17 protein-coding genes and 1 tRNA gene are annotated in these 14,135 nt (G+C 60.6%); 9 read left to right on the top strand and 9 right to left on the bottom strand.

Annotation, left to right across the window (positions count from 1 at the left end):
• The first annotated feature begins 94 nt into the window (after positions 1 to 94).
• Entirely contained in the window at positions 95 to 520 is a 426-nt protein-coding gene (gene dksA / locus CR254_RS01145) for an RNA polymerase-binding protein DksA (RefSeq protein ID WP_097927968.1), read from the top strand.
• 83 nt (positions 521 to 603) lie between these two features.
• Positions 604 to 1,752 (top strand): FAD-dependent oxidoreductase, encoded by a 1,149-nt coding sequence (locus CR254_RS01140; protein ID WP_097927967.1) that lies wholly within the window; start codon positions 604 to 606, stop codon positions 1,750 to 1,752.
• On the opposite strand, the gene xth is transcribed toward CR254_RS01140, so the two are convergent.
• From xth to erpA, 3 genes are all read right to left on the bottom strand, one after another.
• Positions 1,741 to 2,511, bottom strand: coding sequence for an exodeoxyribonuclease III (gene xth, locus CR254_RS01135; protein ID WP_097927966.1), 771 nt, complete (start codon positions 2,509 to 2,511; stop codon positions 1,741 to 1,743). The genes CR254_RS01140 and xth overlap by 12 nt on opposite strands.
• 103 nt (positions 2,512 to 2,614) lie before the next feature.
• Positions 2,615 to 2,974 carry a SpoIIAA family protein gene (locus tag CR254_RS01130; RefSeq protein ID WP_097927965.1) on the bottom strand — a complete coding sequence of 120 codons (360 nt, stop codon included), beginning with the start codon at positions 2,972 to 2,974 and terminating at the stop codon, positions 2,615 to 2,617.
• A gap of 24 nt (positions 2,975 to 2,998) precedes the next feature.
• Positions 2,999 to 3,328 carry an iron-sulfur cluster insertion protein ErpA gene (erpA, locus tag CR254_RS01125; RefSeq protein ID WP_097928857.1) on the bottom strand — a complete coding sequence of 110 codons (330 nt, stop codon included), beginning with the start codon at positions 3,326 to 3,328 and terminating at the stop codon, positions 2,999 to 3,001.
• A gap of 84 nt (positions 3,329 to 3,412) precedes the next feature.
• Between erpA and CR254_RS01120 the strand changes: the two genes are divergently transcribed.
• The 7 genes from CR254_RS01120 (at position 3,413) to CR254_RS01090 (ending at position 9,863) form a co-directional block, all read left to right on the top strand.
• Entirely contained in the window at positions 3,413 to 4,564 is a 1,152-nt protein-coding gene (locus CR254_RS01120; protein WP_097927964.1) for a deoxyguanosinetriphosphate triphosphohydrolase, read from the top strand.
• 64 nt (positions 4,565 to 4,628) lie between these two features.
• Positions 4,629 to 6,362, top strand: a complete 1,734-nt coding sequence (gene argS / locus CR254_RS01115; protein WP_097927963.1) for an arginine--tRNA ligase — start codon at positions 4,629 to 4,631, stop codon at positions 6,360 to 6,362.
• A gap of 96 nt (positions 6,363 to 6,458) precedes the next feature.
• A complete protein-coding gene (locus CR254_RS01110; RefSeq protein WP_097927962.1) occupies positions 6,459 to 7,214 on the top strand; it encodes an SPOR domain-containing protein in 756 nt (251 codons plus the stop codon).
• Positions 7,211 to 8,218, top strand: a complete 1,008-nt coding sequence (locus CR254_RS01105; protein WP_097927961.1) for a glycoside hydrolase family 3 N-terminal domain-containing protein — start codon at positions 7,211 to 7,213, stop codon at positions 8,216 to 8,218. The genes CR254_RS01110 and CR254_RS01105 overlap by 4 nt, the downstream gene beginning before the upstream one ends.
• The gene (locus CR254_RS01100; protein WP_097927960.1) at positions 8,211 to 8,984 is read left to right on the top strand and encodes a segregation and condensation protein A; all 774 of its coding nucleotides are present in this window, start codon (positions 8,211 to 8,213) and stop codon (positions 8,982 to 8,984) included. The genes CR254_RS01105 and CR254_RS01100 overlap by 8 nt, the downstream gene beginning before the upstream one ends.
• Entirely contained in the window at positions 8,981 to 9,601 is a 621-nt protein-coding gene (gene scpB, locus CR254_RS01095; protein WP_097927959.1) for an SMC-Scp complex subunit ScpB, read from the top strand. The genes CR254_RS01100 and scpB overlap by 4 nt, the downstream gene beginning before the upstream one ends.
• A gap of 19 nt (positions 9,602 to 9,620) precedes the next feature.
• Positions 9,621 to 9,863, top strand: a complete 243-nt coding sequence (locus tag CR254_RS01090; RefSeq protein WP_097927958.1) for a hypothetical protein — start codon at positions 9,621 to 9,623, stop codon at positions 9,861 to 9,863.
• Positions 9,864 to 9,869: 6 nt separating this feature from the next.
• Here CR254_RS01090 and CR254_RS01085 read toward each other — a convergent pair whose 3' ends face one another.
• The 6 genes from CR254_RS01085 to plsX form a co-directional block, all read right to left on the bottom strand.
• The gene (locus CR254_RS01085; RefSeq protein ID WP_245851337.1) at positions 9,870 to 10,967 is read right to left on the bottom strand and encodes a 2'-deoxycytidine 5'-triphosphate deaminase; all 1,098 of its coding nucleotides are present in this window, start codon (positions 10,965 to 10,967) and stop codon (positions 9,870 to 9,872) included.
• A 59-nt stretch (positions 10,968 to 11,026) separates the two neighbouring features.
• Positions 11,027 to 11,103 (bottom strand) — tRNA-Pro (locus tag CR254_RS01080).
• Positions 11,104 to 11,156: 53 nt separating this feature from the next.
• Positions 11,157 to 11,645 carry a MerR family transcriptional regulator gene (locus CR254_RS01075; protein WP_097927957.1) on the bottom strand — a complete coding sequence of 163 codons (489 nt, stop codon included), beginning with the start codon at positions 11,643 to 11,645 and terminating at the stop codon, positions 11,157 to 11,159.
• Between the two features lie 18 nt (positions 11,646 to 11,663).
• Positions 11,664 to 11,966: an integration host factor subunit alpha gene (gene ihfA / locus CR254_RS01070; RefSeq protein WP_097927956.1), complete on the bottom strand. Its 303-nt coding sequence runs from the start codon at positions 11,964 to 11,966 to the stop codon at positions 11,664 to 11,666.
• A gap of 102 nt (positions 11,967 to 12,068) precedes the next feature.
• Entirely contained in the window at positions 12,069 to 13,043 is a 975-nt protein-coding gene (locus CR254_RS01065) for a beta-ketoacyl-ACP synthase III (RefSeq protein WP_097927955.1), read from the bottom strand.
• Positions 13,040 to 14,092 (bottom strand): phosphate acyltransferase PlsX, encoded by a 1,053-nt coding sequence (gene plsX / locus CR254_RS01060; RefSeq protein ID WP_097927954.1) that lies wholly within the window; start codon positions 14,090 to 14,092, stop codon positions 13,040 to 13,042. The genes CR254_RS01065 and plsX overlap by 4 nt, the downstream gene beginning before the upstream one ends.
• Between the last annotated feature and the right edge of the window lie 43 nt (positions 14,093 to 14,135).

Genomic DNA, 14,135 nt, shown 5'->3' with positions numbered 1-14,135 from the left:
CTTTATGCCGCCCTTATACAGAGGGATAGGGCGCTTGCGCATTGCCCTGCAAGGCAATGATCGGCCGCTTCGTTTAAAACGTAGGGTGATAACGATGAAAGCTGAAACGGTTCTGGCATCGGACTATAGACCGGCCGAAAGCGAGCCTTTCATGAATGACCAGCAAGTCGAATATTTTCGTCGCAAATTGCTGGAATGGAAAGCTCAACTGCTGTCCGACAGCAAAGACACTGTGACAGATATGCAGGAGGGAACCCGCAACATTCCCGACGTTTCCGATCGCGCCAGCGAGGAAACCGATCGGGCATTGGAGCTGCGGACCCGTGACCGTCAACGTAAGCTGGTTTCGAAAATCGATTCCGCTCTGCGACGGATAGAAGATGGCTCATACGGATATTGCGATGTCACGGGTGAGCCGATTAGCCTGAAACGGCTGGATGCGCGGCCCATCGCCACGCTGAGCTTGGAGGCGCAAGAGCGTCACGAGCGTAAGGAAAAGGTTTATCGCGACGATCGCTAAGCGGTGGTGTGCGGATGACATAAAGGGGGGCGGTCCGGGGAGGGGCCGCCCCCTTTGCGTTAGGGCAACGGGTGGAGGCTGACATGCGGATCGGAATCGTCGGGGCGGGCATTGCCGGATTGGCAACTGCGCTGGCCTGTGCGCAGCGTGGGCTGGACGTAGTGGTTTACGAGCGTGCGCCTGATTTGGGCGAGGTCGGTGCCGGCTTGCAAATCGGTGCCAATGGCATGGCAGTGATGGCGGCTATGGGTCTGGGCGAGGCGGTGCGCTCCTGTGCCGTAACGCCTGTGGCGGTGCAGATGCGCAATGCCGCCGGTACGCCCCTGATGCGGATCGCGATGGGCGCGGATGCGGTGCGGCGCTGGGGTCATGCGCCGGTGAACCTGCACCGTGCGGATTTGATAATGGTTCTGGCTGAGGCGGCCCGTGCCGCAGGTGTGCAGATCGTGACGAGCGCTGCCATTAGCGGTGCTGAAGCAGCGTCAGGGGTGCTGCATCTAGGGACGCGCAGTGAGCAGTTCGATCTGGTCGTTGGGGCGGATGGTGTGCGGTCGGAATTGCGCGCGCAGGTCGTTGGTTTGACCGAGCCGCGCTATACCGGCCATGCCGCGTGGCGGGCCATTGTTCCGCATGACGGCGTCGGGCGTGTGACATCGCTGACGGTTGGCAAGGATCGGCATCTGGTGACCTATCCCCTGCGCGGCGGGACGCTGTTGAACATTGTTGCCGTGGTCAAACGGCGCGATTGGACCGGTGAGGGTTGGGCGCAGGAGGATGACGCAGACAATTTGCGGCAGGCCTTTGCCGGATGGAATGATGAGGCTGAGGCCGCCTTAGCCAAGGTTGGCCGCACCTATCTGTGGGGGCTGTTCGATCACGCGCCGTTGCAGCAGTGGTCGAATGGGAAGGTGGTTCTGGTTGGGGATGCGTGCCATCCGATGCTGCCATTTCTGGCGCAGGGCGCGACCCAGGCGTTGGAGGATGCGTGGGTACTGGCTGATACTGTGGCCAGCGGTGCTGCGTTGAATCAGTACGAGGCACTGCGCAAACCGCGTGCGACGCGGGTGCAGCGCGCCGCGCGGGCGCAGGGGCGGCTGGACCATATTGGCGGTCCGCTGCGCCCTGCGGTGCATTTGGGGATGCGGGCCGTCGGGGCGCTGGCCTCTGAATTCGCGGCGGGCCGGTTTGATTGGCTATATGCCCACGACGTGACGCGAGGGTCAGAAATCTAGCGTCACCTTGATCGGGACGTGGTCCGAGGGTTTTTCCCGATCACGCACATGGGCGTCAATCTCGCACGATTGCAGGCGGTCAGCGGTTTGCGGGCATAGCAGGAAGTGATCGATGCGGATGCCGTTGTTTTTCTGCCGTGCGCCTGCCTGATAATCCCAGAACGTATAAGTTTTATCGGCTCGCGTGGTGGCGCGCAGGGCATCGGTCAGGCCCAGATTGGTCAGGCGGCGATAGGCATTGCGGCTTTCAAGACGGTACAGCGCGTCATCGGTCCAGACCTCGGGGCGGGCGGCGTCCTCTGCCTGTGGGATGATGTTGTAATCACCGGCCATCAGGAAGGGCTGTTCGGTTGCCAGCAATTGGGTGGCGCGATTCTGTAGGCGTTGCATCCATGCCAGTTTGTAATCGTATTTAGGGCCCGGCACGGGGTTTCCGTTGGGCAGGTACAGGCCGCAGATGCGCAAGCCGTTTACGGTAGCCTCGATATAGCGGGCCTGTTCGTCGGTATCGTCACCGGGCAGGCCGCGTGTGACATCCTCCATTGGGGATTTGGACAGGATAGCGACGCCGTTAAAGCCCTTTTGACCGTGGGTTTCCAGGTTATAGCCCAGATCCTCGATCGGTTCGCGGGGGAAGCCCTCATCCACGGATTTGATTTCCTGTAGGACGGCGACATCGGGCGAGGCTTCCTTGAGCCAGTCCACCAGGGCGGGCAGGCGGGCCTTGATCCCGTTGATGTTAAAGCTTGCGACGATCATGGTCCGGCCCCTCCGCTGAATTGGTGTTCAGCTTTAAGGGGCCGTGTCGGCGGAGGGAAGGGGGGGATGCCTGCGGCGCGGATATTTGGAGAATGCGATGGGGTTAGGTTGTTACCCATGCGCGAGCGGCTGTCAGGTCATCGAAGCAGCGGATTTCCAGATTGGGGATCAGTTTCCCCTCAATCTCAGCCGCGGTGCGCAGCCAATTCTGGTTCGTAATGATTGCCGCCTTATCAATTTTGCGCAGCAGGCCCATCAGTTTGGGAAGGCGGGCGATTTCGGCGGTGATGGCGGCGCCTGCGGGCATGTTAATGTCGGTCATAACGGCAAGGTAGGTGGCGTGGTCCAGCGGTTCGCACAGGGCGATCAGTTTATCGAGGGCCGTTTCCATCTGGGGGCCCTCGATCCGGCCGGTTGCGGTGAGTTCGATGTGGTTTGGGTCTTTTAACGTGACTTCTATCATATCAATCTCCTGCGTTTTTTGCTGCTAGAGCGAGAAGGAGGTGCCGCAGCCGCAACTGGATGTGGCATTAGGGTTCTCTATCACAAACCGCGCGCCGATCAGTTCCTGCGTGTAGTCGATCACGGCATTGGTCAGGAAGGGTAGGGACACGCTGTCTACCAGCACGCGCTGTCCGTCCTTTTCCAGCACCAGATCATCGGGCGCCGGTTCTGCGTCGAGCTTGATCTCATACTGAAAACCGGAGCAGCCGCCCCCCTCGACCGCGATGCGCAGGGCCTGCGGGGCGGTTTGGTCTTCGTTAATTTCGGCCAGTCGCGCATAGGCGCGGTCGGATACTTTTGGCGGTAAGGTCAGGTCCATCATTGCGTCCCCTCGGTCGGCATGCGATTCCCTTATCGAAATAGGCGCGGATGTGCCGCCTCGCAAGGGAGAGAGACCATGCTAGCCCCCTATGCCACCACAGAACAGGAATCTCGCGGTCGTTTGCACGGTGAGGGCGGCAGCGCCCATCGCTCTGCTTTTCAACGGGATCGCGACCGGATTATCCATTGTTCCGCGTTCCGACGGCTAAAACACAAGACGCAGGTTTTTGTGGAGCATGAGGGCGATTATTTCCGCACGCGCCTGACGCATTCCATTGAGGTGGCACAGGTTGCCCGCACGATTTCGCGGACTTTGGGGCTGAACGAGGATTTGGCCGAGGCGGTCGCGCTGGCCCATGACCTGGGCCATCCGCCGTTCGGACATACGGGTGAGGATGCATTGGCCGAGGCGATGGCCCCCTATGGCGGGTTTGACCACAATGCGCAGGCGCTAAAGATCGTTACCGATCTGGAGCGGCATTATGCGGAGTGGGACGGGCTGAACCTGACATGGGAAACGCTGGAGGGGATCGCCAAACATAACGGGCCTGTGCTGGGCGAATTGCCCTTTGCCTTGGCCGATTATGATGCACGCCATGACCTGGAGCTGCACAGCCATGCGGGCGCGGAGGCGCAGGTTGCCGCGCTGTCCGATGATATCGCCTATAACAATCACGACCTGCATGATGGTTTGCGGGCGGGCCTGTTCAGCGTGGACGATATTCGCGGGCTGCCTATCGTCGGGCGATGCTTTGAGGAAGTGGACCGCAAGTGGCCCGGTCTGGACGCGGAGCGCCGACAGCATGAGGCCCTGCGCCGCGTGTTTGGCGTGATGGTTGAGGACGTGCTGGAGGAGAGCAAGCGCTTGCTGCGTGTTACGGGGCTGAGTTCAGCGGCGGAGGTGCGGGCGCATGGCGCGCCGGTTATCCAGTTTTCGCCCGCAATGTGGGCTGATCTAAAGGTGATCCGCGCGTTCCTGTTCGCCAATATGTACCGTCACTGGACCGTGCGGCGCATGCGGCGCAAGGCAGCGCGGGTGGTGCGTGAACTGTTCGAGGATTTCATGGCCGATCCCGGCATGTTGCCACCGGATTGGTCCGAGGCGGCACTGGGCGCGCGGTCTGACACGCTGCGCGCGCGGATAGTTGCGGATTACATCGCGGGCATGACGGATCGGTTCGCGATTGAGGAACACCGTGCCCTGCGGGGTGAGATGAAGCGGAGTTAGGGAGCGTTCCCGTTGACCTCTCGCCCGCTCGTGCTAAACCGCGAGTATTCCAAGGAGAGATGAGATGAACCTGTTTGCCGAGATCAAGACGCTGGTGCTGGAAACGCTTGGGGCGATGGCCGCCGAGGGTGTGCTGCCGGGGGATCTCGACTTGCGAAACGTCGCGGTGGAACCACCGCGCGATCCCTCCCACGGTGATATGGCGACCAATGCCGCGATGGTGCTGGCTAAACCGGCCAAGATGAACCCGCGGGCAATTGCGGATGATCTGGCGGCGCGCTTGGCTGTGGATGACCGGATTGCCGTGGCCGAGGTTGCTGGACCCGGTTTCCTGAACCTGCGCTTGGCTGCTGGTCAGTGGCAGCGGGTGATCCCTGCTGTTATGGCGGCGGGCACCGATTTCGGGCGTTCCACCATGGGTGGCGGGGCGAAGGTGAATGTTGAATATGTTTCGGCCAACCCTACCGGCCCGCTGCATGTGGGGCACACACGCGGTGCGGTGTTTGGGGATGCGCTGGCCAGCCTGCTGGATTTCGCGGGCTATGATGTCACGCGCGAATATTACATCAACGATGGTGGCGGGCAGGTCGATGTTTTGGCGCGCTCCGTCTACCTGCGCTATCTAGAGGCGCACGGGCAGGAAGTTGCCTTTCCTGATGGCACCTATCCCGGCGATTATCTGATCGCGGTCGGGCAGGAGTTGAAGGACAAGGTTGGCGATGCCTATGTCGATCAGCCCGAGGATATGTGGCTGCAAGATGTCCGTTTATTCGCGACCGATGCGATGCTGACCATGATCAAGGGCGATCTGGCCGCGCTGGGCGTGACCATGGACCATTGGTTCAGCGAGAAATCCCTCTATGGCACAGGCCTGATCGAGGCGTCGCTAAAGGCGCTGGACGATAAGGGCCTGATCTATCGCGGCACGTTGGAGCCACCCAAGGGCAAGTTGCCCGATGATTGGGAGGCGCGTGAGCAGACATTGTTCCGGTCCACCGATCATGGCGATGATGTTGACCGCCCGGTGCAAAAATCCGACGGGGCGTGGACCTATTTCGCGCCGGATATTGCCTATCACTATGACAAGATCGAACGCGGCTATGACCAGTTGATCGACGTGTTCGGGGCGGATCATGGTGGCTATGTCAAGCGGATGAAGGCGGCGGTTTCCGCGCTGTCCGATGGCAAGGTGCCGCTGGACGTGAAGCTGTGCCAATTGGTGAAGCTGTATAAAAACGGTGAGCCGTTCAAGATGTCCAAGCGGGCAGGTACGTTCGTCATGCTGCGCGATGTGGTGGACGAGGTTGGCCGTGATGTGACCCGCTTCATGATGCTGACGCGCAAGAACGATGCTTCGCTGGATTTCGATTTCGACAAGGCGTTGGAGCAGTCCAAGGATAACCCCGTTTTTTACGTGCAATACGCCCATGCGCGGATCAACTCGGTCAAGGGTAAGGCGGAAATCCCGTCTGATGATGCAGCATTGGCCGATGTGGATCTGTCCCTGCTGAAGCATGAGGCGGAGCTGGCCCTGATCGGTAAGATCGCGGAATGGCCGCGCCTGTTGGAAACTGCGGCACGCGTGCACGAACCGCACCGGATCGCGTTCTACCTGTATGATCTGGCATCCGAATTCCACGGCCTGTGGAATCGGGGCAAGGATGTGCCCGAGCTGCGGTTCCTACAGGATGATGTCGAGGAAACGCGCGCGCGTCTGGCCCTTATCCGGGCATGTCAGCTTGTGATTGCGGCGGGACTCGGTATCCTTGGCGTTACCCCGATGAATGAGATGCGCTAAGCGCACGAAATCGGCAGCCCGTGCCACAGAACAGCGCGGGAATTCGGGGTTGGAGCAGGGCCACTCACCAAATAGGGTGTGGTCAAAGGACATGGTATGCGCGGACAGGCACCTGAAGGCACGAAATCAACGGGGTTTTGGGGACGTTTCGGCCGTGCGGTCGCTGCGCTGGTCTCGCTCGGGCTGGTGATCGGGCTGGGCCTGTGGGTGTGGCGACTGGGCACGCAGGATGTCACGCAGGTTCCGGTCGTTCTGGCGCAATCCGGCCCGATGCGGGTGGAGCCTGAGGAGCCCGGTGGCACGCAGGTGCCGCATCAGGGACTGGAGGTAAACGACGTCGTTGCCGGCGTTGATGCCCCCCTGCTGCCGGATGAGGTAACGCTGGCCCCTGCGCCGCTGGAGCCCGAGGGCAGACCGCCCGAGGTTGAGGTGGTCGAGGAAGGCACCGAGGAGGTCGAGGAGGAGCCGGAGGTCGTAGACACCGGATCCCGTCTGGCCCCCACGACCAGTGTTGTTCCACGGGCGCGGCCAACCGATCTATCCACAGTTCTAACCGCCCCTGAGCCTGAGCAACCGGTTGAGATTGAGGACAGCGCGATCCCGCAGGGTTCGCATATGATCCAGCTCGGCGCGTTTGACAGTGAGCAGGTGGCCCTGCTGCAATGGGCGGGGCTGGCAGATTCGCAGCCGGACCTGTTGGCTGGCAAGCAGCGCTATATCGAGCAGACCAGCTCTGGCGGGCGTATATTGTTCCGGTTGCGGGCGGTCGGATATAGCTCGGCTACGGAAACACGTGCAGCCTGCGCGGCGCTGACGGCGCGTGGATTGCAGTGCATACCGGTGGTGAAATGACGCAAACGGCATTGATCATGGGCGTTTCCGGTTTGGCGCTGACCCAGTGGGAGCGTGATTTTATCCGTGATGTGCAGCCTTGGGGCTTCATCATATTTGATCGCAACATCCGTGATGCGGTGCAATTGCGCGCCCTGACGGCGGAGCTGCGTGACGTGCTCGGGTTCAATGCGCCGATCCTGATTGATCAGGAGGGTGGGCGCGTGCAGCGGCTACGACCCCCGCTGGCGGTGGAGCATTTGCCGCCGCTGGACCTGATGCGCGGATTGCCGTTGGAGTTGCAGGCCAATGCGATGGCGCTGCGCTATCGCTATATCGCGCATGAACTGCACGGTTTGGGCATCGATGTGAACTGCGCGCCGATGCTGGATGTTGCGGGCTCCGAAACCCATCCGTTTTTGTTGAACCGGTGCTATGGCGATGATCCTGGGCAGGTTGCGCGGATCGGGCAGGCGGTTGCGGATGCACATCTGGTCGGCGGTGTTCTGCCGATTGCCAAGCATATTCCCGGTCATGGGCGCGGCACGGTGGACAGCCATCTGGACCTGCCGGTTGTTACTGCCAGTGCGGCGCAGTTGGAGCGGGACTTCGCGCCCTTTGCCGCGCTGTCGGGCATCGGAATGGCGATGACGGCTCATGTTGTCTACACAGCGCTGGATGCCCAAGCCTGCGCCACGCTAAGCCCGATTGTGGTGCGCCATATTCGCGATGCAATCGGGTTTGGCGGATTGCTGATGACGGATGACCTGTCGATGCACGCGCTGGGTGGGTCCTTTGCGGGGCGTGTTCAGGGCGCACTGGATGCGGGCTGTGACATGATTTTGCACTGCAATGGCGACCCTGATGAAATGATGCAGATTGCCGCTGCCACACCGCGTCTATCGGGGCAGGCGGCGCAACGGGCGGCGGCGGCATTGGCAGAACGGCGCGTGCCGACGCCATTTGATGCGCAGGCCGGTTTGGCCGCATTGACCGCGTTGCAGGCACAGGCGCGGGATGGCTGACGAGCAGCTGATCCGCGAACGGGATGAGCGTCTGGCGGCTGAGGCGCTGGTGATCGACGTGGACGGGTTCGAGGGGCCGCTGGACCTGTTGCTGACGTTGAGTCGCACGCAAAAGGTGGACCTGCGCAAAATCTCGATGGTGGCGTTGGCGGATCAGTATTTGCGCTTTGTTGAGGCGGCGAAGCGGCTGCGAATCGAGCTGGCTGCGGATTATCTGGTGATGGCGGCGTGGCTGGCCTTCTTGAAATCCCGCCTGCTATTGCCCGCTGATCCGGCTGAGGATGGCCCCAGTGGTGAGGAGCTGGCCGCGCATCTGGCCTATCAGTTGCAGCGGCTGGAGGCGATGCGCAAGGCGGCGGCGAAGCTGATGGCGCGTGACCAGTTGGGCCGTGATTTTCTGGCCCGTGGCCTGACCGAGGATGTCAGCATGAAGCGGCGCGTGAAGTATGAGGCATCCCTTGTCGAGTTGATGCGCGCTTATGCGGGGGTTAAAACCCGTGATGATTTTGAGCCGCTGCATTTCAAACGCGATGCGATTTACACGATGGAGCAGGCGTTGGAACGGATGAAGGGGCTGATCGGCACGATGTTGAATTGGTCTGATCTGGAGGAATATTTGCCCGAGGCGTGGCGGCTGGACCCAAAAAAGCGCCGCTCGGCCACGGCATCGACATTTGCGGCGTCGCTGGAGCTGGTCAAGGCGGGCACGCTGGAGATCCGGCAGGTCGAAAGCTTTGGCCGGATTGAGTTCAAGAGGCGCGGATGAGCACGGAAACACTCTTTCAGGCCCCTCCGATCGAGGAGCAGCAGCGTATGGTTGAGGCGATTCTGTTTGCATCGTCCAAGGCGCTGAGCACTGCTGCACTGACCGCGCGCTTGCCGCATGGGTGCGATGTGCCTGCGGCGCTGCGCGCATTACGTCAGCGCTATGCGGATCGCGGCGTGCAACTGGTGCGATCCGGCGATGAATGGGCCTTTCGCACGGCTGCTGACCTGTCATTCCTGATGCAAAAAGAAGTGGTCGAAACGCGCAAGCTAAGCCGCGCCGCCATCGAAACCTTGGCCATTGTGGCTTATCACGAGCCGGTAACACGCGCCGAGATCGAAGAAATCCGTGGTGTTTCTGTCAGCCGTGGTACAGTCGATTTGTTGATGGAGCTGGATTGGATCAAGCTGGGCCGCAGGCGGCAAACACCGGGGCGGCCCGTAACGTTCACGACAACGGCCGCGTTTTTGGCGCATTTCGGCCTTGAAACGGCGCGGGATCTGCCTGATCTGAAGGAATTGCGCGCGGCGGGACTGCTGGACAATCGCCCGTCCCCCGGCGATCTGCGTGAAGGTGAGCAAGACCCGAATCGCAATCAGGACGATATGTTCGAATAGTGAGCTGAGAGAGGCCAAGATGAACCTGAATTCAATTATCAACATGGTGATGCGTCAGGTGATGCGCCGCGGCATGAACACGGCCTTTCGCAAATCGGGCGAATTGATGAACCAGGCCCGACAGCCACGCGACCGATTGAGTGAGCGTGAGCAGGCTTTGCAACGGCGCGAGGCGGCAATAGCCGAACATGATCGTGAGGAAGCCCTGCGCGCGCGTGAGGAAGAAATCGCCCGTCGTGAGGAAGAGATGCGCAACCGCTAAGCAGGTTCAGGTTTTGAAGTGTTTCGACAGCTTCAGCCCCTGTCCCTGATAGTTTGAATTCATGTCAGCGCCGTAGAGTTTCTGCGGTCGCTGCTGCATCTTCTCATAGACCAAGCGTCCGACGATCTGGCCATGTTCCAGCGCGAAGGGGGCCTCGTGACAGCGGACCTCAAGCACGCCGCGCGAACCCGCGCCGCCTGCATCGGTATTGCCAAATCCGGGGTCAAAGAACCCCGCATAGTGCACGCGGAACTCACCAACCATCGCCAGATAGGGCGCCATTTCGGCGGCGTAATCCGGCGGGACGTGGACAGCCTCACGACTGACCAAGATATAGAACGCGCCGGGGTCGAGGATAATCCGGCCATCGGTGGCGTGGACTTCCTCCCAAAACGCATCAACGGGGTAGTGGTTGAGCCGATCCAGATCGATCAGCGCCGTGTGTGGCTTCGCACGGTAGCCCACGGGCCCTGCGCCCAGCCGTAGATCCACGGAGAAGCCCAAGCCGCCGTCGATATGTGCAGGGCCGTCAACGAGCCGTGTGGCGCTGTGCAGCGCGCTGAGCGCGTCGTCATCCAGCATGGCCTGACCGTGGCGGAACCGGATCTGGTTCAGGCGCAAACCGGGGCGCACAAGGACGGAGAAGGAGCGGGGGCTAATCTCTGCCCATAGGGGGCCGGTATAGCCCGCATCGATTCGGTCGAATTCCACCCCTTGATCGGTAATCAGGCGGGTGAACAGATCAAGGCGGCCGGTTGAGCTTTTGGCATTCGCGACCGCATCGATGGTTGCGGGCAGGTTCAGTGATTCCATCAGCGGAACCAGATAGACGCAGCCCTTTTCCAGCACGGCGCCGTTCTCCAGCGAAATCTCATGCATCGCGAAATCGGCAATACGGTCCGCCACTGTCGCTGTCCCGGGTAGGAAGGATGCACGAACACGGTGTGCAACAGCGCCCAGGCGCAGGTCGAGGCTGGCAGGCTGTATCTGCTCATCAGGAATCGGCTGCGTAGCAGTGATTGCGCCCGTGGCGATCAGCGATGCGATGGCATGTGAGGGCAGAACACCGATTTCAGATGTCGCAGTCATGAGGGGCTGGTTCATACGTGTCGCCTCATAAGCAAAACGCCGGGGCTGGGGGCACCGGCGTTCAAGAATATTTTTGGTCGGGCTAGCAGGATTCGAACCTACGACCTTCCGTCCCCCAGACGGACGCGCTACCAGACTGCGCTATAGCCCGACCGTGCGCGAGGTATTGCCCCAAACCGCCAGCGGCTTCAAGCGCGTTTTCACTCATTCTGAAGTATCTGGTGCAGGATGGTTGTCCATCCGCTCCCGCAGGCTCTCCAAACGGGTCAGGATGGAGCGCATGGCAACGGCGCGTTGCGGGTCAGCAGGTTTGCGTTCGGTCTGCGTAGCAGGCATGTCGTCCTCCTGTTCGGCCAATCCTTCGGCCGGTACGTCGTTCCACAGATCTGCTTCCTCGGGATCTGATTCGGGGGAAGCGTCGGGATTTCCATAGCGTTGGGACAAGGACTTTACTCCATGTTCGCGCAGCATCTTTTGGACGCCGCGGATGGTTAGCCCCTGCGTGTAGAGCAATTCGCGGATAGCGATCAGAAGCTGCACGTCCTCTGGCCGGTAATAGCGACGGCCACCGCCGCGCTTTACCGGTTTGATCTGGGTGAATTTGCTTTCCCAGAATCGCAGCACATGCGCGGGGACGGCGACCGTCTCCGACACTTCAGATATTGTTCTGAATGCCTGCGATGATTTTTTCATGTGCCCCCGCCAATGAACTTAGGCTTTGTTGCCCGCGTCCACCCTGTCCTTCATGAGATGAGAAGGACGGAAGGTCAGGACCCGACGCGGGTCGATGGGGACCTCTTCGCCAGTCTTTGGGTTCCGTCCGATGCGGGCTGTTTTGTCCCGAACGGAGAATGTGCCGAAGGATGAAATCTTGACCTGTTCGCCGGTAACCAGTGCGTCGGACATATGCTTGAGCACGTCCTCAACCAACTGGGCAGATTCGTTTCTGCTCAACCCAACTTCACGATAGACAGCCTCACTGAGGTCCATTCGTGTCAGTGTCTTCTCGCTCATGCTGGAATCCTTCGTACCCTAAAAGTCGTTCGACGAAGGGTATTGGGATTCACGAAAGAGAGTCAATAACAGGGGCTTGCGAGGTGATGCGAAAGTGGCACCTTACCAGCGCATAAGGGCCGCACCCCAGGCCAAACCGCCGCCAATTGCCTCCATCAGGATCAGGTCATTCGCCTTAATCCGTCCATCCGCACGTGCCACCGACATGGCGAGGGGAATCGATGCGGCCGAGGTATTGCCGTGATCCTGAACCGTCACCACAATCCGCTCAATCGGTAGGGACATTTTCTGCGCAACGGCTGTAATGATGCGCAGATTCGCCTGATGGGGCACAACATAGGTCACGTCATCCGGTGCGACGCCTGCCTTTTCCATGGCGGTGTTACCAGCGGCGGAAAGCTTGGTTACAGCGTGTTTAAACACCTCACGTCCCTGCATGCGCAGCTGGCCCACGGTGCCTGTCGTGGATACGCCGCCATCGACGTAGAGCAGGTCATTAAATTTGCCGTCCGAGTGCAGATCGGTGCTGAGGATGCCCGCATCATCAGAGCTACCGTCGCCCTCACGTGCCTCGAGAATCAGTGCGCCCGCGCCGTCACCGAACAAAACGCAGGTGCCGCGGTCGGTATAGTCGAGGATGCGCGAGAAGGTTTCCGCGCCGATCACCATCACACGCTTGGCCTGACCCGCCTTGATCAACGCGTCGGCATTGGCCAGCGCGTAGATAAAGCCGGCGCAAACGGCCTGCATGTCGAAGGCAAATCCGCCTGCGCCGATGGCATGCTGTACGCGTGTCGCGGTGGAGGGGAATGTCTGGTCAGGTGTTGCTGTTGCCAGCACGATGGCGTCGATATCGGAGCCATCCAGCCCTGCATCCAGCAGCGCAGCCTTGGCCGCGGCGATCGCAAGGTCTGAGGTTTTTTGGTCATCTGCGGCGAAGTGGCGACGCTCAATCCCCGTGCGGGCGCGAATCCATTCGTCGGATGTATCCAGTGTTTTTTCGAATTCGGAATTCGGAACAATCCGGTCAGGCAAGTAATGGCCACAGCCAACGGGAACGGCGCGTAGCGTGGTCATTTAGGGTGGGCCTCCGGTTTTGCTGCATTTGCGACGCGGTCCGCTACCTTTTGCGAAAAGCCGTTCTGGGCCAGACGGAAGGCCAGCTTGATCGCGGCAGACACGCCGGTCGCATCGGCGCTGCCATGGGATTTCACAACCGCGCCATTCAATCCGAGGAACACGCCGCCATTGATTCGGCGCGGATCAACCCGTTTTTGCAGGCGCCGCAGTGAGGTCAGCGCGAATAATGCGCCGATGCGGCTGAAAATTGTGTGTTCCATTGCCTCGCGCAGGAAACCGCGAATCAGCGTGGCGGTTGCCTCGGCTGTTTTTAGCGCGACATTTCCGGTGAAACCGTCGGTCACGACCACGTCCACATTGCCGGTGCCAATATCGCTGCCCTCAACAAAACCGACAAATTCCATCCCGACATCGGGATTCGCGGCATGTGATTCGAGGAGTTCGGCGGCCTCATGCAAGGCGGCGCGGCCCTTATGTTCCTCGGTCCCGACATTCAGCAGACCCACGCGGGGTAGGGCGAGGTCGAGGCCAAGGCGGGCATATTCGGTGCCCATGATGGCGTATTGGACCAGATCGCGGGCCTCGGCCCGGATATCGGCGCCAACGTCCAGAACGATATTATGTCCGGCAGGGCCACGGGATGGCCACAGAACCGCGATGGCAGGGCGGTCAACGCCCGGCGCCCGGCGCAGGCGTAGCATCGAAATTGCCATCAGCGCGCCGGTATTTCCGCAGGACACAGCGACAGTTGCATCACCGTTTTCAACGGTTTGCAGCGTGCCCCACATGGAACTGCCCTTGCCCGAGCGCATCGCGCGGGAGGGTTTTTCTGTCATGGAGATGACATCGTCACAGTGTCGAATCTCGACAATACCGTCGAGTGTGCGCTGTTTTTCGATGAGGGGACGAAGCTCCGCCTCGTTCCCGTGAACGATATAGCGAATTTCTTCGTTCTTATTGGCGGACTTGACCATGCCACCGATAACGGCGGCAGGGCCAGCGTCGCCGCCCATAGCATCAATGGAGATCACGATGTTGCGGGCCATAATCTGGTCTGCCTCCCATGGGTGCGGCCGTACCGCACCCCGT

The organism is Pontivivens marinum, from assembly GCF_900231835.1.
In the GTDB taxonomy this organism is placed as follows: domain Bacteria; phylum Pseudomonadota; class Alphaproteobacteria; order Rhodobacterales; family Rhodobacteraceae; genus Pontivivens; species Pontivivens marinum.
The sequence above is the reverse complement of the archived record's forward strand: the minus strand, read 5'-3'. Positions and strand labels throughout refer to the sequence as shown.